Origin of the sequence: Chelonobacter oris (assembly GCF_000772535.1) — a bacterium.
Lineage (GTDB): Bacteria > Pseudomonadota > Gammaproteobacteria > Enterobacterales > Pasteurellaceae > Chelonobacter > Chelonobacter oris.
The window spans coordinates 87,462-105,594 of sequence record NZ_JSUM01000001.1; the positions used below are offsets into that span (position 1 = coordinate 87,462).

17 protein-coding genes are annotated in these 18,133 nt (G+C 44.2%); 5 read left to right on the forward strand and 12 right to left on the reverse strand.

Translation table 11 applies throughout. The annotated features are described in order from the left end of the window. Nucleotides 1-86 precede the first annotated feature (86 nt). The 11 genes from OA57_RS00425 to OA57_RS00475 form a co-directional block, all read right to left on the reverse strand. Nucleotides 87-1,778, reverse strand: a complete 1,692-nt coding sequence (locus OA57_RS00425; RefSeq protein WP_034611971.1) for a ribulokinase — start codon at nucleotides 1,776-1,778, stop codon at nucleotides 87-89. Between the two features lie 2 nt (nucleotides 1,779-1,780). Then, complete coding sequence (locus tag OA57_RS00430; protein WP_034611973.1) at nucleotides 1,781-2,746, reverse strand: ABC transporter permease; 966 nt, start codon at nucleotides 2,744-2,746, stop codon at nucleotides 1,781-1,783. Nucleotides 2,747-2,751: 5 nt separating this feature from the next. Beyond that, on the reverse strand, nucleotides 2,752-3,720 hold the full coding sequence (locus OA57_RS00435; RefSeq protein ID WP_034611976.1) for an ABC transporter permease: 969 nt from the start codon (nucleotides 3,718-3,720) through the stop codon (nucleotides 2,752-2,754). Then, the gene (locus OA57_RS00440) at nucleotides 3,710-5,188 is read right to left on the reverse strand and encodes a sugar ABC transporter ATP-binding protein (RefSeq protein WP_034611979.1); all 1,479 of its coding nucleotides are present in this window, start codon (nucleotides 5,186-5,188) and stop codon (nucleotides 3,710-3,712) included. Before OA57_RS00440 ends, OA57_RS00435 begins: the two co-directional genes overlap by 11 nt. A gap of 91 nt (nucleotides 5,189-5,279) precedes the next feature. Continuing rightward, nucleotides 5,280-6,263, reverse strand: a complete 984-nt coding sequence (locus tag OA57_RS00445) for an autoinducer 2 ABC transporter substrate-binding protein (protein WP_034611981.1) — start codon at nucleotides 6,261-6,263, stop codon at nucleotides 5,280-5,282. Nucleotides 6,264-6,514: 251 nt separating this feature from the next. Continuing rightward, nucleotides 6,515-7,378 (reverse strand): arabinose operon transcriptional regulator AraC, encoded by an 864-nt coding sequence (gene araC, locus OA57_RS00450; RefSeq protein ID WP_034611984.1) that lies wholly within the window; start codon nucleotides 7,376-7,378, stop codon nucleotides 6,515-6,517. Between the two features lie 37 nt (nucleotides 7,379-7,415). Next, the gene (locus OA57_RS00455; protein ID WP_052122305.1) at nucleotides 7,416-8,444 is read right to left on the reverse strand and encodes a LacI family DNA-binding transcriptional regulator; all 1,029 of its coding nucleotides are present in this window, start codon (nucleotides 8,442-8,444) and stop codon (nucleotides 7,416-7,418) included. Between the two features lie 3 nt (nucleotides 8,445-8,447). Continuing rightward, nucleotides 8,448-9,386: a tagatose kinase gene (locus OA57_RS00460; protein WP_034611986.1), complete on the reverse strand. Its 939-nt coding sequence runs from the start codon at nucleotides 9,384-9,386 to the stop codon at nucleotides 8,448-8,450. Beyond that, nucleotides 9,383-10,339 (reverse strand): ABC transporter permease, encoded by a 957-nt coding sequence (locus tag OA57_RS00465; RefSeq protein WP_034611989.1) that lies wholly within the window; start codon nucleotides 10,337-10,339, stop codon nucleotides 9,383-9,385. Before OA57_RS00465 ends, OA57_RS00460 begins: the two co-directional genes overlap by 4 nt. Continuing rightward, a complete protein-coding gene (locus OA57_RS00470; RefSeq protein WP_034611991.1) occupies nucleotides 10,336-11,847 on the reverse strand; it encodes a sugar ABC transporter ATP-binding protein in 1,512 nt (503 codons plus the stop codon). The genes OA57_RS00465 and OA57_RS00470 overlap by 4 nt, the downstream gene beginning before the upstream one ends. Nucleotides 11,848-11,912: 65 nt before the next feature. After that, entirely contained in the window at nucleotides 11,913-12,797 is an 885-nt protein-coding gene (locus OA57_RS00475) for a substrate-binding domain-containing protein (protein WP_034611994.1), read from the reverse strand. A 245-nt stretch (nucleotides 12,798-13,042) separates the two neighbouring features. Here OA57_RS00475 and rpe point away from each other — a divergent pair, with 245 nt between their 5' ends. The 5 genes from rpe (at nucleotide 13,043) to OA57_RS00500 (ending at nucleotide 16,957) form a co-directional block, all read left to right on the forward strand. Beyond that, on the forward strand, nucleotides 13,043-13,726 hold the full coding sequence (gene rpe, locus OA57_RS00480) for a ribulose-phosphate 3-epimerase (RefSeq protein ID WP_034611997.1): 684 nt from the start codon (nucleotides 13,043-13,045) through the stop codon (nucleotides 13,724-13,726). Between the two features lie 9 nt (nucleotides 13,727-13,735). Further along, the gene (locus OA57_RS00485) at nucleotides 13,736-14,398 is read left to right on the forward strand and encodes a phosphoglycolate phosphatase (protein WP_034612002.1); all 663 of its coding nucleotides are present in this window, start codon (nucleotides 13,736-13,738) and stop codon (nucleotides 14,396-14,398) included. A gap of 16 nt (nucleotides 14,399-14,414) precedes the next feature. After that, on the forward strand, nucleotides 14,415-15,422 hold the full coding sequence (gene trpS / locus OA57_RS00490; RefSeq protein ID WP_034612007.1) for a tryptophan--tRNA ligase: 1,008 nt from the start codon (nucleotides 14,415-14,417) through the stop codon (nucleotides 15,420-15,422). Between the two features lie 9 nt (nucleotides 15,423-15,431). Beyond that, nucleotides 15,432-16,172 carry a phosphatase gene (locus OA57_RS00495; RefSeq protein ID WP_034612010.1) on the forward strand — a complete coding sequence of 247 codons (741 nt, stop codon included), beginning with the start codon at nucleotides 15,432-15,434 and terminating at the stop codon, nucleotides 16,170-16,172. A 104-nt stretch (nucleotides 16,173-16,276) separates the two neighbouring features. After that, entirely contained in the window at nucleotides 16,277-16,957 is a 681-nt protein-coding gene (locus OA57_RS00500; RefSeq protein WP_052122306.1) for an ATP-dependent Clp protease proteolytic subunit, read from the forward strand. Nucleotides 16,958-16,996: 39 nt separating this feature from the next. Here OA57_RS00500 and OA57_RS00505 read toward each other — a convergent pair whose 3' ends face one another. Then, complete coding sequence (locus tag OA57_RS00505; protein ID WP_034612012.1) at nucleotides 16,997-18,133, reverse strand: glycerate kinase; 1,137 nt, start codon at nucleotides 18,131-18,133, stop codon at nucleotides 16,997-16,999.

Below are 18,133 nucleotides of genomic sequence, written 5' to 3' on the forward strand. Positions count from 1 at the left end.
AAAACCGCACGTTGATACGAGCTTACTGTGTCACGGCTCAGGATCGCTGTATTTTTAGGAACGAAAATCCCCTCATAAACGAATTGTCAGGAAGCCTTATCGTTTTGATGGAAGAATTTATTGTACAGGGGTTCGGTGGCTACCGCCCATTCTTTATATTGTTGGTATAATGAAGCGTAGTGTTTAATTCTTTCTTCATCAGGAAAATAGGTTTTTTCCATTTTGCTTGCCATTACCTCTTGAGCCGATTCAACCGTAGGGTAGACTTCAGCGGCAACGGCGGCAAAAATAGCGGCCCCCAGTGCGCAGCACTGATCGGATTTTACGATCTGAATTGGTTTTTCCATCACATCGGCACAGGTTTGCATCACGACCTGTGATTTTCTGGCAATACCGCCTAGGGCAATTATTTTTTCTACCGGGACTTGTTGCGAGATCAGGCATTCCATAATCATTTTTGATCCGAAAGCCGTTGCGACAATCAAAGAGCCGAATATTGCGCTGGCATCGGTTCCCAAACTGATTCCGGAGATGACGCCTTTGAGTTTTTGATTGGCAAAAGGGGTTCTTCGCCCATTAAACCAATCCAGCGTCAGGGGCAAATATTCCAGTCTCGGATTTTGATTCCACTCTCTCGCCAGATCTGACAGCAGTTGCTGTCTAAAACTATCAATTTCTGTCTGCAGGTGCGGGTGCTGGCGTACCAATTTATCCAGCGGCCAGCTCACAATCCGGGCAAACCAAGCATATACATCGCCAAAAGCCGATTGTCCGGCTTCCAGCCCGATTGCATTTGGAATTACGCTGCCGTCGACTTGTCCGCATATGCCTTCGATTGAACGTTTGTTTACGGTATCATAATCGGTAATCAACACATCGCAAGTTGAGGTGCCAATTACTTTCACCAACGTATTTTTAGAGGCTCCCGCACCCACTGTCCCCATATGGCAATCCAGCGCTCCGCCTGAAATAATCACATTTTTCGGCAGGTTTAATTTCTCTGCCCATTCCGAGGTAATGGTACCGACAGCAATGTCAGCGGTTTGGGTTTCGGTAAATAACGGTGTTTGCAAATTCTCTGTCAGGGACGGATGAAGTGCGGTCAAAAATTCGGCTGACGGCAAGCCGTTCCAATCAGGGTGCCATAAACTTTTGTGTCCGGCAGTACAACGACCTCTTTTTAGTTGGGTGGGGTGGGTTGTGCCGGACAAGAGCGCCGGAATCCAATCGCATAATTCGACCCAATTGACGGCATGGCGTCTGACCTCTTCATCAATCGCTTGAATATGCGTGATTTTTGCCCAAAACCATTCCGCAGAGTAAGTGCCGCCGATATATTTGCTATAATCGGGATATTTCCCGCTGTGGCATAATTCGGTAATATCATCGGCTTCTTTTGTTGCGGTGTGGTCTTTCCACAACACAAACATCGCATTGGGATTTTCTTTAAAACGTTCATTCAGTGCTAAAATACGACCTTCCGCATCTATTGGCGCCGGGGTCGAGCCTGTTGCATCAATGCCGATTGCAACAATATTTTTTCGGATTGTTTCATCGATATTCATTGTGATTTCACAAATGGTGTCGGTCATGGATTCGATATAATCAAGGGGATGATGGCGAAACTGATTATTATTTGAATCGCAATATAACTCTTTTTTCCAGCGTGGATAATTGACGACATGTGTCGCTACTTCTTCTCCGCTTTGGCAATTGACCAACAGTGAGCGAACCGAATCACTGCCGAAATCCAGGCCGATAACAAATTTTTCTGACATAATCATGACCCCTTATAATTTTTTCTTTTTGTAAAAAAGTGAATTTGGTATTTTTGCAAGAAAATAAATAGAATTAATAATCCGCCCCATAACGCCATGGTGATATAACTACTTACGCCAATAATATTTAAACCGCTCTCTAAAGTTTGTAGCAACACCAACGCCATCAGAATACCGACTAATTTTCCTTTACCGCCGTCCGGATTGACACCGCCCAATACGGTTGCCAGAATCGCCGTCAGCAGATAAGAATCGCCATAAGAGGATTTGGCGGAATTGAGCTTCGACATCATCAGCAGTGCTGCCGCAACACAAAGCACCGATGATATAATATAGACTAGAATAAGCACTTTCTGGGTATTAATACCAGAAAAATAGGTGGCTTTTTCATTATTGCCAATAAAATAGATCGATTTCCCTAATGTTGTTTTATCAAAGATAACCCATAATAAAAAAGACAATAGAATAAAAATGATTAATGGAAACGGAATGCCGAGCCATGTTCCACTGTTGAGTATCAAAATGGTTTCAGAAAAATTAGAGATAGCTGAACCTTTTGATAGGAGAATATTTAATCCGTTGAGTAATGTCATGGTTCCTAGTGTCGCCAGAATAGGCGAAACCCGAATAACCGCAATTAATATCCCGTTAATCAATCCGATGAGTATTGCCGTGATCAAGCCTAGTAAAACAGCAATAAAAAGTGAAGAAGGGTTATTCATCAGATAAAATGCCATCACTAACGAGCAAGAATTCATGGTGGCGATAATTGATAAATTAATGCCGCCGGTTAGCATCGTGATCGCCATGGATAGAGTCAATACCCCTAAAATAGGCATTTGGGAAGCGATCGATTGGAAATTATTGAGTGACCAGAAAACATCCGGTATCAAAATACTGAATGAAAGTACGATCAACAGTAATAACAGTATTAAATATTTAAAGGAATTGTCATTGCTTTTATTCATAACGATTACTCTCCCACCTTATTTCGTTGACTCCAGGCCGTCATACTGACGCTGAATACAATAATCAAACCGGTTACGACCGTTTGCCAATATGAAGAGATGCCCAACAGATTCAGCCCGTTTTGAATGATGGCTAATAAAATAACGCCCATCATGGTGCCGGATAATGTGCCTTTGCCGCCGATCAGGCTGGTTCCGCCGAGTACGACGGCAGCCAGTACGGTCAGCTCGTATCCCAGTAGTGAATCCGGTGCAACGGTTTGCACGGTATAAGATTGGACAACGCCGGCAATACCGGAGACGAATCCCATGTAGCCGTATACAAAAAGGTGTAGTTTTAACAGATTAAAACCGACTCTGGAGGCGGCTTCGGCATTTCCGCCCAAGGCGTAAATTTTTCTGCCGATACTGGTTTTATTCATGATAAATCCGGTGAGTAAAATCACGGTGAGCAGTAACAGAAACTGGAATGACAGCCCATATTCAAATCCTGTGGCGGTTGTCGATTTGAAAAAAATAATTTCTTCCTGAAACCATGCCGGATAATCATACAACCAAGTACCTTTGGTGATATAAAGCAGCAAGCCGTAAAATATATTCAGGGTCGATATGGTGATAATAATTGAAGGTACTTTTAATCGGTTGACAATAAAGGCATTGATAAGCCCAAGTGCGGTTCCGGAAAGTGTTGAAATTAAAAAGACAATAAAATAATTTCCATCATGCTTCATAATAAAGGAAACCATAATATATTGTGAAATAATGGTGATGGCAGGAAAGGAAATATCAATTCCGCCTGAAATCAGGACAATAAATAACCCGCAAGCCAAAATGGCCAGCATCGCATAACTGTTAATAACATCGTAAAGATTTTCTATTGTTAAAAAATCATCTGTTTTTATTGAGAGGTAAACAGAAAGAATCAATATCGTGATGATTAGAAAGAAACTTTGCGAAATGGATTTATTTTTCATTGATTGCCTCCAGTATTTCCGCTTCACCGGTACTCTCCGCGTTAAATTCATGGCTGATTTTGCCGGATTTCATCACAAAAATTTTGTGGCTGTTATAGTAGGCCTCTTCCACTTCATCGGTAATGAATATTACAGCAATACCCTTGGCGGAGAGCTCTCTGATGATGGTGAATATGCCCTCTTTATTGGCAATATCCACGCCGATGGTCGGTTCATCCAGAATAAGCAGATCCGGATTAATGGCGAGCCATTTGGCAATCGAGACCCTTTGTGCATTGCCGCCGGACAGAGTGTTCACCGGTAATCCGGCATCAGGCGATTTAATCTTTAATTGTTCAATCAGGCGATTGCTGTATTCTGCAACACGCTTTTCATTAATCAGCCCAAATTTGGTTGTGATTTTATTGAAAATAGTTGAAATCATATTATCTTTAATCGCTGAATTCATGACTAGGCCGGTTGTCATTCTGTCTTCTGACACATAGCCTATACCGGCGGCAATAGCATCACGATTGCTGTTAAACCGCACTTTTTGGTTATGCAGTAGAATCTCGCCGCTGTCCGGCGGGGTAATACCGAACAGACTCAGGCAAAGTTCGGTTCTACCGGAACCAAGCAGGCCGATAATAGATACGACTTCGCCTTTATGTACCGAAAATGAAATATTCTGATATTCTTGATGTCTGCAAAGCCGGTTTACCGTTAAAACTGGTGGTGACGGTGGTAATGCCGGTAATTTTTGATAATTGAATTCGATACCGGTCATTAAATAAGCCAATTTTTTTTCATTCATATCGGCTATGGCATAATTACCGACCAAATTACCGTCTTTCAATACGGTGACTTTGTCTGAGACTTTAATGACTTCGTTGAGTTTATGACTGACAAAAATAATACTGATACCGGCGGTTTTGAGTTGCTCGACGATTCTGAGCAAGGCTTGAACCTCCTGTACGGTTAAGGATGCCGTCGGTTCGTCCATAATAATCAATCTGGCATCTTGCACTAATGCCCGGCAGATTGCAACCAGTTGCTGCTGAGCTACCGATAAAGTTTCGGCTGTTGCATCAAGGGCTAGGTTTGCGCCTATTTTTTTCAAAATACCATTTGCAACCGTATTGATTTTATTGCGGTCGACCAGAAAATGGTTATGGTGCAGGTTAATGGCAATATTTTCAGCAACCGTTAGATTCGGAAATAACGAGAGATCTTGATAAATGACTTGAATGCCTTTTTTAATTGATTCTTGTGGGGTGAGTTTGCTATATTTTTCACCGTCGATTTTGATGACCGCACTTTTATCCGGTTGATAGACACCGGATAAAATCTTGATTAACGTTGATTTTCCGCAGCCGTTTTGCCCAGCCAGACAAAGTACCTCACCTTTTTCTAAGGTTAATGAAATATTATCCAAGGCTTTCACACCGTAAAAGGTCTTAGAAATATTTTCCATGGTAATAAACGTCATAATAATCACCTATAGTATTATGAAAATTGAGTCTCAAGAAACGGAGGATTTCCCTCCCTCCATGGAAGAAAATCCGCCCTATTGGGAACGATTAATACAGGTTATCAATATTATCTTTGGTGACTTTTAATACTTTATGGAATTGAATCAAGCGGTTTTCCGAATTAACGCTGGCTTTGCCCACATTCGGAATCTCAAAACCGTCAACAATTTCGTCACCTTTTAACAATTTGGCAGCGACTGCGGCCAAAGCATAGCCGCCGGATGCAGGATCATAGGTAATACCCATGGTGATATTGCCGCTTTTAATGAGTGATGCCGCCTGCGAAGGAATCATCATACCGAAGACAAAGAATTTATCTTTCATGCGTTTTTCTCTGACTGCCAGCCCCGCCCCGATAGGCCCTTGCGAGCCGAAGGAGACTACGGCTTTCAGATCAGGGTGCGCTTTCATCAGGTCAAGCGTTGTGCGTCTTGCGTCATCAATATTTTCAGCAACCGGCATACGCGTAGTTACTTCAAACATTTCCGGGTAATGTTCCTTCTGGTATTTAACGAATAAATCGGCCCAAAGATTGTGCTGCGGAACGGTCAGCCCGCCGACATAAATAACATAACCGCCTTTGCCGCCCATGGATTTTGCCATTTCTTCCACGTTATCGGCGGCAAATTGTGCATTGTCGATGATTTCGATGTCCCAATCCGCACTTGGTTGTCCGACAGATTCATGCGTCAGTACGATAATTCCTTGCTGTTTGGCTTTTTTAAGTACTGGTTCTAACACATTGGCATCATTCGGTACAATGGAAATAGAATTTACTTTCTTGGCAATCAAGTCTTCAATCAGCTTTACTTGCTGAGGAGCATCGGTACTGGAGGGGCCGACCTGATAAGCATTGACGCCAAAGTCTTTTCCGGCCAGCTCAACACCTTCTGCCATTCGATTGAACCATGGCATACCGGCTATTTTAGAAATGTTTACTATTTCAACGTCTTTTGCCATGGCGCTCGGTGCTAGCATCGTCATTCCCAATAGCCCGGTCAAAAATAGATTTTTTATCGTCAGCTTTTTCATTATTCACCTCTTTTATGTTATGAACATGGTTATTTTTGCTACCAACATACTACATTCCAATCGTTGCATATGACTGTGATCCAGTATAATTAATTGATTTTAAATGAATAAATTCAAAATAATATGTACTGGATTTTGAGTCTGCCAACATCATAGGACAAAGTTACAGCATGTGATATGTAAAATCCGGCTATTTATATAGACTATTCGGCAGAAAAGACTTTTTTGTGATAACGGTCACTTGTTTTCAATTATCGGGAACGGCGAAAAACGGAAGGACTGACCCCGCAATATTTTTTAAATACCTTGGAGAAGTAGAGTTGATCGTCAAAGCCTAATTGTTTGGCGATACTCATTATTGAAATATCAGAGGTATAAAGCAGTTTTTTGGCATTTTCCATGCGTTGATTTTCACGCCACTGGGTTAGGCTGATGCCTAACTGTTGTGAAAATAAATGGGTCAGGCGTGAAGTTGAAAGATTGACACGGTTGGCAAAATACTCGATTTTATGGTTTTGTTGCAAGTCATTCAAAATTAAATTACATACCAGATCAATTCTTAAATCCAGCGAGTTGCTTGATTTATGTTCGACATTTTTCGGATCAAGGCCGGCGCATTTGATTAACAATAATTCCAGAAAACACATTGTCGTATCTTTGGCAAAGATTTCATTTGCTTTGGATAAATTTTCGATTTTGAGAAACAAGTCTAAAATTGTCTGGTATTCCTCTTTGTCTTGTATACTGAGGCGGCCGATACCGTTTTCGTTTGAAGACCACCTGAGCCAATCTATCCAGAATGTTCGCGGCCTGAAATAGATCCATTGGTGATACCACGAATAGTATGCCGGTTCTCTGCAATAATGGTGAATTGCCTGCGGTGAAAACAACAGCAAATCCCCTTTGTCTGCAAGAAAAGTTTTTTCCCCGTCGAATACCGCCCCTCTTCCTCTGGTTGTTAAATTGATAATATAGCCTTTCATACCCTGCGGACGATTAATCGTATAGTCAAGGTAATTGTCTTTTTCGATCAGTGTCCGCCCTGCGACCAAATCCATATCGAACGGATAGTCGGATAAGAGCGGCGAGAGTTCTGTCGGATCATTGTCAGCCAAAATGTCTTCCTGATTAACTTTATGATTTTTATAATAATTATGCTGATTGTCTTTTCACTAATTGCATAGGAATAAGCTGCTTTACGACTGAGGGCGTCTTGCCTCCAATATAAGTCAATAATGTTTCTATTGCAGTTTTTGCAATACGGTCATAATTTTGTGCAGCGGTTGTCAATGGAGGACAGGTATAAGCCGCTAGTGGATGATCATCATGGCCAGCAATACGTAGTGCTCCATCGTTGATTCCTACGGGAATATTGGCTTCCCATGCAGCAAGAAAGGCACCATAAGCCAAACGATCGTTAGCACATAGTAGTGCTTGATATTTTGAGCGGTTTCCACTGATCCAGTGAGCTGCCTGAGAATGACCGTAAATTTCAAATTGCCAATCCATTCCGCCGTCAGTCGTTAAAATATATGGCTTTTCTTTATTCTTTTCCATTGCAGTCTGGTAGGCTTGCAGTCTTGTGCTTGCATTACGATTAATTTCGGGCATTGCTAAAAACGCTGGCGGTGTGCCATTTTGACAGAGATAATCAACCAACAGGGTTATTCCTTGCTGATTATCAGTACCAATAAAAGGAGCATTATGCATTGGTGGTGAATCAAGATATACAATCGGAAAACTATCTTCCATTTGCCTCAATTTACTTTGTACCGCATTTCTTCCCAAAGGTACGATTAATGCGCCGGCAACATTCATAGACTGTAATTTTGCAACGGCATCAGCCTCGACACTCAGTTTTCCATTAGACGGTAGTGTAAATGTAAAATAGCCGGATATTTCTGCAATCGTTGATATTCGCGATACTAATTGCATATAAAAAGGATCGGTTACACTGGGAATAATAATACCAATAACCCGGCTTTTACGCCGTTTTAAATTACTGGCAAAGAGATTTGGGCGAAATCCGGTTTCTTTGACGGCCATTTGAATAAGTGTGCGTGCATTATCACTGACTTGTTGAGGATCATTAAAATACTTCGATAATGTCTGGCGTGAAAGCCCGATATAATCTGCAAGTTGTTGCATTGTATTGACAGTTTGGTTTATTTCTTTAACCATTAATTATTTCGCCACGTTTAAAAATTGTTCTAATTCAACCCTTGTCGAAGTACCTTCCATAGGTCCCAGAAATGTGACGGCTCGTGCTCCGGCAATATTGGCATAGTATAATGCTTCTTGTGGTGAGGATCCATTTAACCAAAAGCTGACAAACGCGCCGCCGAAGCTATCACCGGCACCTGTCGGGTCCAATTCGGTTACTGAGTGTGCGGCGACATCAAATCGTTTCCCCTCTGCAAAATAACTTGCCCCTTGATGCCCACGTTTAAGCACGATTTCACGAATACCACGATTTAATAACTCGTTAATTGCAGTATGCTCATCTTTTGCCCGGGTAAACAGAAATAACTCATCACCAGACGGTAAAAAAAGATCGGTTTGTGCCAATACAGCATCAAGATCCGCATGTAATGTCGGCGTCATCATTTCCGCTCGTAAATTAGGATCAAACGAAACTGTGCCGCCATGGGATTTAATCGCTTGAATCGCTTTTAATGCCATTTTGTTCAGTCCGGGAGATGAAAGTGCGGTTCCCATTAAATGTAAATGGCGGCACTGTTGCAATAATTGCTCAATCTCAGAATTTTCTTCCAGTTTGCCACAGGCACTGTTCGCAATATTGAACACGAATTTTCGGCTTCCATCTTCCCGATAACGAATAAAAGCACTACCGGTAGTTTCGCCTTTTGCCATAACAATGCCTGAAATATCAACATGATCAGCGGCTAGACGATTAAGGTTCAGTCTACCAAAATCATCATCACCGACCCGTGAAATCATTGCACAAGGTGTACCCAATTTACCTACTTGATCAATAAAAATTGCCGGTGCACCGGATGGAAATGGACCAATAAACGGTTGTATCTCTAAAAAACCGTTTCCCTTTGTCGTCGCCACAATTTCAACTAAAATTTCGCCGATGGTTAATACTTTTTGACTCATGCTTTGCTCCGTTTTTTCTTTGATCTGATATCCAGCCAAACAGCGATTAAAATAACTACGCCTTTCACGATTAATTGATAAAAATAGGGAACCGACATCATATTCATTCCGTTGTTGAGGATACCGATAATCAGTGCCCCGACTAACGTTCCGAGCATTGTGCCGACACCACCGGCCAAACTCGTGCCGCCAAGGACAGCGGCTGCGATCGCATCGAGCTCGTAGCCCATGCCGGCATTGGTTTGTGCCGAGTATAAACGCGATGACAGCAAAATGCCTGATATTGCAGCCATAATACCCGATAAGGTGAAAATCCAGATTTTAACTTTGGCGGTTTGAATTCCGGAATACTGCGCAGCCTCAATATTGCCGCCGGTTAAATAGGCTTTTCTACCGAAAATTGTGCGTGACAATACAATATGATTGAATAAAAACAGTGCGATCAAAATCCAAATAACCACCGGGATACCAAACCATACGCTATTTCCAATAGCTGTCCAGCTGTTATTGGTAATCATCTGAGGTGCGCCATTTGTCGGCAGGCTGACCATTCCGCGATAAATCCCCATTGTCGCAACTGTTACGATAAATGAAGGTAGGGCGAATTTAGCGGTGAGTGCGCCATTAATAAACCCCATTACGGCACCGGAAAACAGGGTAATGAGCAAAGCGGGAATAATCCCATAGTCCAGCGCTAATATTTGCGCGCCGACCATTCCGCTAACGGCAATAATTGAGCCGATAGAAAGATCGATTTCCCCCAGTAAAATGACCCAAGTCATACCAAATGCCACAATCGCAACAACAGAAACCTGCTGTAAAATATTCATAAAATTTGCGACAGACATAAAGCGATTATTGGCAAACGAAAAAAAGACACATAACACAATCAGTGATAAAAAGATTCCACCTAATTGGCGCACATATTGTGCTAAATGGCGATGTTTTGTCATTGAATTTGTCCTGTTGCTGCAACCATAATTTGCTGCGGACTCAGTAATTTTGTCTCAGCAATGGTCTGAATTCGTTTTCCTGCCATCACCACGATACGATCGGATAGCCCCAAAATTTCAGGTAAATCGGAAGAAACTAATAAGATGGCCGTTCCGTTAGCAGATAATTGCCTGATAATATTATAAATTTCAAATTTCGCACCGACATCGACACCTCGAGTCGGCTCATCCAGAATGAGTATTTTAGGTTGCGTTACCAGCCATTTCGCCAGCACGATTTTTTGTTGATTTCCGCCGGATAGGGTATTGGCGGTAATCTCGGCTGATGGTGTACGAATGGCCAGCCGTTTAATGTATTTATTGACTTCACTTGCTTCAAGTCGTCTATTTAACCAGCCGGTTTTCAAAGTAAAGTGCGGTAGTGCGGCCATTGTTATATTGTGACGAACTGTTGCGGATAGAACCAACCCTTCTTCTTTTCTGTTTTCCGTGACAAACCCAATCCCATTATTAATCGCAATCGCGGCAGAGGTTACACGGACAGTATTACCGTGCAAACGAATTTCCCCTTGGTAAGGCAGCATTCCGAATAATGCTTTCATTACATCGGAACGTCCTGATCCCACCAAACCGAAGAAACCTAAAATCTCACCGGCTTTGATATTAAAACTGACATCATCAACTTTTTTAGTAACACTTAAATGTGTAGCCTCTAAAACGAACTGTCCGCTATCTATAAATGTTTTTACTAATGGCGGCGGATAAATTTGATCCATCTGTCGCCCGACCATCATTGCTATTAACGTATTAATATCCGTTTCTGTTTTTAATACGGTTTGAATATATTCCCCATCACGCATGACGGTAATATCATCGGATAACCGCATAATTTCTTCCATTCGATGGGAAATATAAATGATGGCTTTCCCTGATTTTGTCAGTTGATGAATAATAGAAAATAAAATTTCGGCTTCTGAATCCGATAATGATGAAGTTGGCTCGTCTAATATAATAATATCGGCAGGATGGCTTAACCCTTTTGCGATCTCGACTAACTGTCGTTGAGCAATAGAGAGATCGCCGACTCTAGTATCGGAATTAACCGGTAATCCCAGTTTATTAATCAGTGTCAGTGCCTGCTCTTCAATTTTATGATCATTGATGAATCCGAATCGGCAGGGTTCGTGATTGGCATAGATATTTTGTGCAACCGTTAAATTATTTGCCAAACTCAATTCTTGGAAAACAATAGCTAAGCCTGATGAAACTGCATCTTGCGGTGATTTGGGTTGATATTTTCGATTATTGAGCCATATTTCTCCCGAATCAGCCGAATAAACACCGGCCAGGATTTTCATCAACGTAGATTTTCCGGCGCCGTTCTCCCCGAGTAAAGTATGAACACGGCCGCGCCGTAGAGTAAGGTTCATATTTTTAAGGGCATGAACGACACCAAATGATTTATTGATGCCTTTTAATGTCAGCACAATATCATCTTGCTTTACCATGTTGTCCGCCTCCCATGATGTGATAAAAAGCGGTACGGCACATTTCCACCATAGTTTGCGGCATTTTATTTTGTGTAAACGCCGGGTTCAATCGGCTGTTCTTTTGCTACATTCTCTCCGGCTAATATGTTAACGGCAGTATCAAGCGCCGCTTTTCCCATTTTGTCAGGATATTGACGGATAACACCCACCATAACCGGATCCGCATCAACAGCATCTCTGGCTTCTTGCATTCCGTCAAATCCAATGACTTTAACCTGATCTTGTAATCCGGCTGATTTGACGGCAACGGCAGCCGCTAATGCTGCATCATCACCAAATCCGAAAATACCTTGAATATTCGGATTGGCTTGCAACATATTTTGTGCAACCGCTAATGCTTCGGCGCGGGTAATCCCGGTTTGTTGGGCGACAATTTTAATATCGGGGTAATCGGATAAAGCCTGCTTAAAACCATCAATACGAGCCACGACAGATTGCACCGTCGGGTAATCAATAATAGCAACGTTTCCTTTCCGATTTAATTCTTTTGCCATCAATTCCCCGGCTTTTATACCGCCGGCATAATTGTCTGTGCCGATATATGATGCCACTTCAACGCCTTCAGCAGGGACATCTACGGCAATCACTTTAATTCCGGCGCTTTGTGCTTTCTTGATTGCCGGTAAAACACCTTTGCTATCTACAGGCGAAATAATAATTACTTTTACCCCTTTAACAATGAAATCTTCTACATCCGCCAACTGTTTTCCCAGATCCTGATTAGCAATGGCGACCTCCAAATCTACGTTCCGTTCTTTTGCTTGTGACTTCATTGCATCAGCCAATTCTATATAAAATGGATGCTGTTGGGTTAACAAAGAAGCACCAATCAAATCAGCAGCCCATACGCTGCCACAACCAACGGCCATCACGCAGCCAAGTACAAGGTGTTTAAAACGTTTTTTCATAATACGCCTCTGGTATATTATTCAATTAAAAGTCCTTACCGCACTTACTACAAACGAAAAGATCTAAGTACGGTTCAATTTATAACAATGAAATTTACACGTGTAAAATAAGAAATTTTAGAAATTTGATCTGTATCTCCTTTTTACCATTAAATGGGCGACAAACTAGCTTCAATGCGGTTCACTCCCTTCCTATTAAGTAGTAAACTACCCCCTACCGCACTTTCATAACAAAAAGGTGATTTATGCAACCTTATTTAATTGCTCCTTCTATTCTCTCGGCAGATTTGGCGCGTTTGGGAGAAGATGTCGACGCCGTGTTGAACGCCGGCGCCGATGTGATTCATTTTGATGTGATGGACAACCATTATGTGCCGAATCTGACCTTCGGGCCGGCGGTGTGTAAGGCGTTGCGTGATTACGGCATTACAGCCCCGATTGACGTCCATTTAATGGTGAAGCCGGTCGATCGGCTTATTCCGGATTTTGCCAAAGCCGGTGCGGATTATATTACTTTTCACCCTGAAGCCAGCGAGCATATCGACCGCACTTTGCAGTTGATTCGCAGTTGCGGTTGTAAAGCGGGATTGGTGTTCAATCCGGCGACTCCGTTGTCTTATCTGGATTATGTGATGGACAAAATTGATGTTATTTTGCTGATGTCGGTCAATCCGGGTTTCGGCGGACAGTCGTTTATTCCGTCCACATTGGACAAACTGCGCCAAGTGCGGTCACGAATTGATCAAAGCGGGTTCGATATTCGCCTCGAAGTGGACGGTGGCGTGAAAATTAACAATATCGCCGAGATTGCGGCTGCCGGGGCGGATATGTTTGTGGCCGGTTCGGCGATTTTCGATCAGCCGGATTATGCTCAAGTGATTCAGCAGATGCGGCAACAACTGGCGAGTTTGAAGCCGGAAGTGATTTAAGGAATAAAGATGAGTCAATTTAAAGTTATCGGGTTCGATTTGGACGGCACGCTGGTGGACAGCCTGCCGGATTTGGCGTTGTCGGTCAATCAGGCGTTTGCCGAAATCGGGTTGCCGCAAGCGCCGGAAGCATTGGTGCTGACTTGGATCGGCAACGGTGCCGATGTACTGATCAGCCGTGCGATCGAATGGTCGGGTGCAACCTTGGATGACGTGCAAATCAAACAGCTGAAAAGGCGTTTCGGCATTTATTACGGTGAAAATATCTGTAATAAAAGCCGTTTGTTTCCACATGTTAAGGAGACGTTGGAAAAGCTGAAAGCACAAGGCTATATTTTAGCGGTGGTCACCAATAAACCGACCAAACACGTGCAACCGGTGTTGGCGGCATTCGGAATTGATCACCTGTTTTCCGAGCTGTTGGGCGGGCAGTCGTTGCCGACAATTAAACCGCACCCTGCGCCACTATATTATTTGTGTGGCAAATTCGGTATTTATCCAAAACAATTGCTGTTTGTCGGCGATTCGAAAAATGATATTCTGGCGGCGCACAATGCAGGCTGCGCAGTGGTCGGGCTGACTTACGGCTATAATTATAATATTCCGATCAATGAATCCAATCCGGATTGGGTTTGTGATGATTTTGCCGATATTTTAAAGATAATAAATTGAATTCTAAGGAAGAAATATGAGTAACAAACCTGTGGTATTTAGCGGCGTACAGCCGTCGGGCGAATTGACGATCGGCAATTATCTGGGCGCTTTACGCCAGTGGGCGAAAATGCAGGACGAATTCGATTGCCTGTTTTGTATCGTTGATTTACACGCTATTACCGTACGTCAAGATGCGCAAGCGCTGCGCAATGCCACCTTGGATACGCTGGCGATTTATCTGGCGGCGGGCATTGATCCGCAGAAAAGTACTATTTTTGTTCAATCGCATGTGGCGGCACATGCCCAATTGGCATGGGTGTTGAACTGTTACAGTTATTTCGGCGAAATGAGCCGCATGACTCAGTTCAAAGATAAATCCGCCCGTTACGAAGAAAACGTCAATGTCGGTTTGTTCACCTATCCGGTGCTGATGGCGGCGGATATTTTATTGTATCAGGCCAATCAAGTACCGGTCGGCGATGATCAGCGGCAACATCTGGAAATCACCCGTGATATAGCCCAACGTTTCAATGCGCTGTATGACAACCCGTTTACCGTGCCGGAAGCCTTTATTCCGAAAGCCGGTGCGAGAGTCATGTCATTACTTGAGCCTGAGAAAAAAATGTCGAAATCCGACTACAACCGCAACAACGTAATCGGCTTATTGGAAGATCCGAAAGCCGTGGCGAAGAAAATCAAAAGAGCGGTTACCGATTCCGATGAGCCGCCTGTGGTGCGCTATGACCGACAAAACAAAGCGGGGGTTTCCAACCTGTTGGATATTTTGTCCGGCGTCACCGGCAAAACCATTGCCCAATTGGAAGCGGAGTTTGAAGGGAAAATGTACGGTCATCTGAAAAGTGCGGTTGCCGATGAAGTGTCTGCGATGCTGACCCGACTGCAAGAACGCTTCCGCCATTACCGTGACGACGAAGAGCTGCTGAACCGTATTTTGCGTGAAGGCGCGGAAAAAGCGCAGGCTAGAGCCGTTGAAACGTTGAATAAGGTTTATCAAGCGGTCGGTTTTGTAGCCAAACCTTAAGGGGATCCCATGCGCTATCCGGTTGATTTGCATACCCATACGATTGCCAGCACCCATGCTTACAGTACACTGCATGAATATATTGCGGTTGCCAAACAACGTGGTATCCGTTTGTTTGCCAACACTGATCACGGGCCGGCGCTGGGCGATGCGCCGCATGAATGGCATTTTTCCAATCTGGCGATTTTGCCGCGTTTTATTGACGGCGTGGGCATTTTGCGCGGTATCGAAGCCAATATTCTGAATACCGATGGCGAAACCGACTGTAACGATCGTATGCGCCGTTCACTCGATTTGGTGTTGGCCGGTTTTCATCCGCCGTCGATTCACCCGACAACCCGTGATGATCACACTGAGGCACTGATCAACTGTATCAAGTGCGGTCAGGTCGATATCATCACCCATCCCGGCAATCCGAAATTTCCGATTGATGCCACAGCCGTGGCACAAGCGGCGGCGGATCATAATGTAGCGCTGGAAATCAACAACTCCTCCTTCCTACATTCCCGTATCGGCAGTTATGATAACTGCCTGAGTATTGCCGCCGCGGTGCGTGATGCCGGCGGTTGGGTGAGCATCGGTTCCGACTCGCATTATGCCGGTTATCTGGGCAATTTCGAACACAGTTTGGCATTGCTGGAGGCAGTCGATTTTCCTGCTGAACGGGTGCTGAATCAAAGCCCGCGCATATTACTGAATTTTCTTGAAACTCGCGGCTGGCCGAAAATCGAAGCATTTTCCGATCTGTAAGCGGCTCACTTCATCAAGCAACTTAAAACTAGGTAAGAATGGTTTTCATTTGGTGCCGCTTATTCAATAATAAGCGGCATTTTAATTTTAATAACAGGATCACCATGAAACATACCGTAACCCGAACCGCACTTTCCCTTCTGGCGGCAATTGCCCTGCCGTTTTCTGCCGTTGCCGAGCTGAAAAAAACGCCTGTCGATGATATCGGAAACCTGCAATCCGAGAGCGCTAAGATTTTCTATACCGCACCGATTGAAGCCAATCTGGTTTCGGATCTGGTATTTGCCATTGACGAAATCAACAGCCTTTACCCGAAGCTGAAAAACATCTATCTGTATATCAATAGCGACGGCGGCGATATGGACAGCGGGCAAATTGCCTATTGGGCGGTCAAAAGTTCTAAGATTCCGGTCACTACGGTTAATCTGTCGATGGTCGGTTCTTCTGCGACCATCATGTTCTGCGGCGCACAACAGCGCTTGTCGTTGCCGGGCGGGAAGTTTTTACTACATGCTTCCAGCCTGACCGGCACGGAGGGGTTGTTGCGGCCGGATGATATTGATAACTTGAAAAAAGAATCCATGCTCTATAATCAAGTCTTTTTCAACACTTATAAACAGTGCACCGAGTATTCCGATCAGGAAATCGGAAGATTATTGCATAGTGAAGGCACACGTCTGTTGTTGACGGCTGATGAGGTGAAAAATAAAAAATTGATTGGCGGTATGGCAGATAAAATCGAACAGACGCCAATCAGTTATTATATTGTTGAGAATGCGGAATAGGCGATACCGCACTGTTGCCAAGTGCGGTATCAAACAGCACTATCGGCGGCTTAACCGATAAATCCGAGCAATATTTTGTGCTGTGGAAATTAGGTTTTTACGCCCGTTTGCCAAAGTTGCCTCTAACGTGCCGAGTTGAGTGATGATCGGAAATACGGCGTCAATCCCATGGTCATACACCGCATCGTAGTCATCACGCAGACAGCCTGAAATGGCAATCACCGGTTTGCCGAAGCGCTTGGCGGTTTTGGCAACCCCGATCGGGGTTTTTCCGTGAACCGTTTGACCGTCGATACGCCCTTCTCCGGTGATCACCAAATCGGCATCCTGCAATTGTTGTGCCAAATTGACCGCTTCAAGCACAATCTGCACGCCCGGTTTCAGCGTCACGTTCGGCAGCAGTAATAAGCCTCCACCCATGCCGCCGGCTGCGCCGGCCCCGGCTTTGTCGGCAATATTGACGGTCAGTTGTTGTTTGGCAACTGCGGCAAAATGCGCCAACGCCTGATCGAGTTGTACCACCATTGACGATGTTGCGCCTTTCTGCGGGCCGAAGGTTGCCGAGGCGCCGTGTTCTCCGCATAACGGATTATCCACATCACAGGCGACCTCGATCTCAATCTGTTGCAGGCGCGGATCCAAATTTTCCAGATGAATATTCGCTATCTCGGCCAGTTTCGCCCCGCCGAAGCCCAATTCCTGCTGTTGCTGATCTTGAAATGCCGCGCCCAACGCCTGCAACATACCGACACCGCCGTCGTTGGTCGCACTGCCGCCGATACCTAAAATAATTTTGTCGACCCCCTTATCCAACGCGGATTTAATCAACTCTCCCGTGCCGTAGCTGGTGGTCAACAACGGATTACGTTGTTCGGGCGGTACGAGGTGCAACCCAGATGCCGCCGCCATTTCGATAATGGCGGTTTTGCCGTCGCCGGATAAGCCGAAAAAGGCGGTGGTTTTATCCCCTAACGGCGCCGTTACCTCCACTTGCAGCAGTTCTCCGCCGGTAGCGTCTACCAGTGACTGTACGGTGCCTTCGCCGCCGTCTGCCATTGGAACTTTAACATATTCAGCCTGAGGAAAGATGGTTTTAAAGCCGCTTTCAATCGCTTCCGCCACTTCAAGTGCGGTCAGGCTCTCTTTAAATGAGTCGGGTGCAATAATGATTTTCAT

What these genes read in the sequence shown, in the direction of transcription:
- OA57_RS00425 (WP_034611971.1), bottom strand. Translation starts at nt 1,778, where the DNA reads ATGTCAGAAAAATTTGTTATCGGCCTGGATTTCGGCAGTGATTCGGTT.
- OA57_RS00430 (WP_034611973.1), bottom strand. Translation starts at nt 2,746, where the DNA reads ATGAATAAAAGCAATGACAATTCCTTTAAATATTTAATACTGTTATTA.
- OA57_RS00435 (WP_034611976.1), bottom strand. Translation starts at nt 3,720, where the DNA reads ATGAAAAATAAATCCATTTCGCAAAGTTTCTTTCTAATCATCACGATA.
- OA57_RS00440 (WP_034611979.1), bottom strand. Translation starts at nt 5,188, where the DNA reads ATGACGTTTATTACCATGGAAAATATTTCTAAGACCTTTTACGGTGTG.
- OA57_RS00445 (WP_034611981.1), bottom strand. Translation starts at nt 6,263, where the DNA reads ATGAAAAAGCTGACGATAAAAAATCTATTTTTGACCGGGCTATTGGGA.
- OA57_RS00455 (WP_052122305.1), bottom strand. Translation starts at nt 8,444, where the DNA reads ATGGTTAAAGAAATAAACCAAACTGTCAATACAATGCAACAACTTGCA.
- OA57_RS00460 (WP_034611986.1), bottom strand. Translation starts at nt 9,386, where the DNA reads ATGAGTCAAAAAGTATTAACCATCGGCGAAATTTTAGTTGAAATTGTG.
- OA57_RS00465 (WP_034611989.1), bottom strand. Translation starts at nt 10,339, where the DNA reads ATGACAAAACATCGCCATTTAGCACAATATGTGCGCCAATTAGGTGGA.
- OA57_RS00470 (WP_034611991.1), bottom strand. Translation starts at nt 11,847, where the DNA reads ATGGTAAAGCAAGATGATATTGTGCTGACATTAAAAGGCATCAATAAA.
- OA57_RS00475 (WP_034611994.1), bottom strand. Translation starts at nt 12,797, where the DNA reads ATGAAAAAACGTTTTAAACACCTTGTACTTGGCTGCGTGATGGCCGTT.
- rpe (WP_034611997.1), top strand. Translation starts at nt 13,043, where the DNA reads ATGCAACCTTATTTAATTGCTCCTTCTATTCTCTCGGCAGATTTGGCG.
- OA57_RS00485 (WP_034612002.1), top strand. Translation starts at nt 13,736, where the DNA reads ATGAGTCAATTTAAAGTTATCGGGTTCGATTTGGACGGCACGCTGGTG.
- trpS (WP_034612007.1), top strand. Translation starts at nt 14,415, where the DNA reads ATGAGTAACAAACCTGTGGTATTTAGCGGCGTACAGCCGTCGGGCGAA.
- OA57_RS00495 (WP_034612010.1), top strand. Translation starts at nt 15,432, where the DNA reads ATGCGCTATCCGGTTGATTTGCATACCCATACGATTGCCAGCACCCAT.
- OA57_RS00500 (WP_052122306.1), top strand. Translation starts at nt 16,277, where the DNA reads ATGAAACATACCGTAACCCGAACCGCACTTTCCCTTCTGGCGGCAATT.
- OA57_RS00505 (WP_034612012.1), bottom strand. Translation starts at nt 18,133, where the DNA reads ATGAAAATCATTATTGCACCCGACTCATTTAAAGAGAGCCTGACCGCA.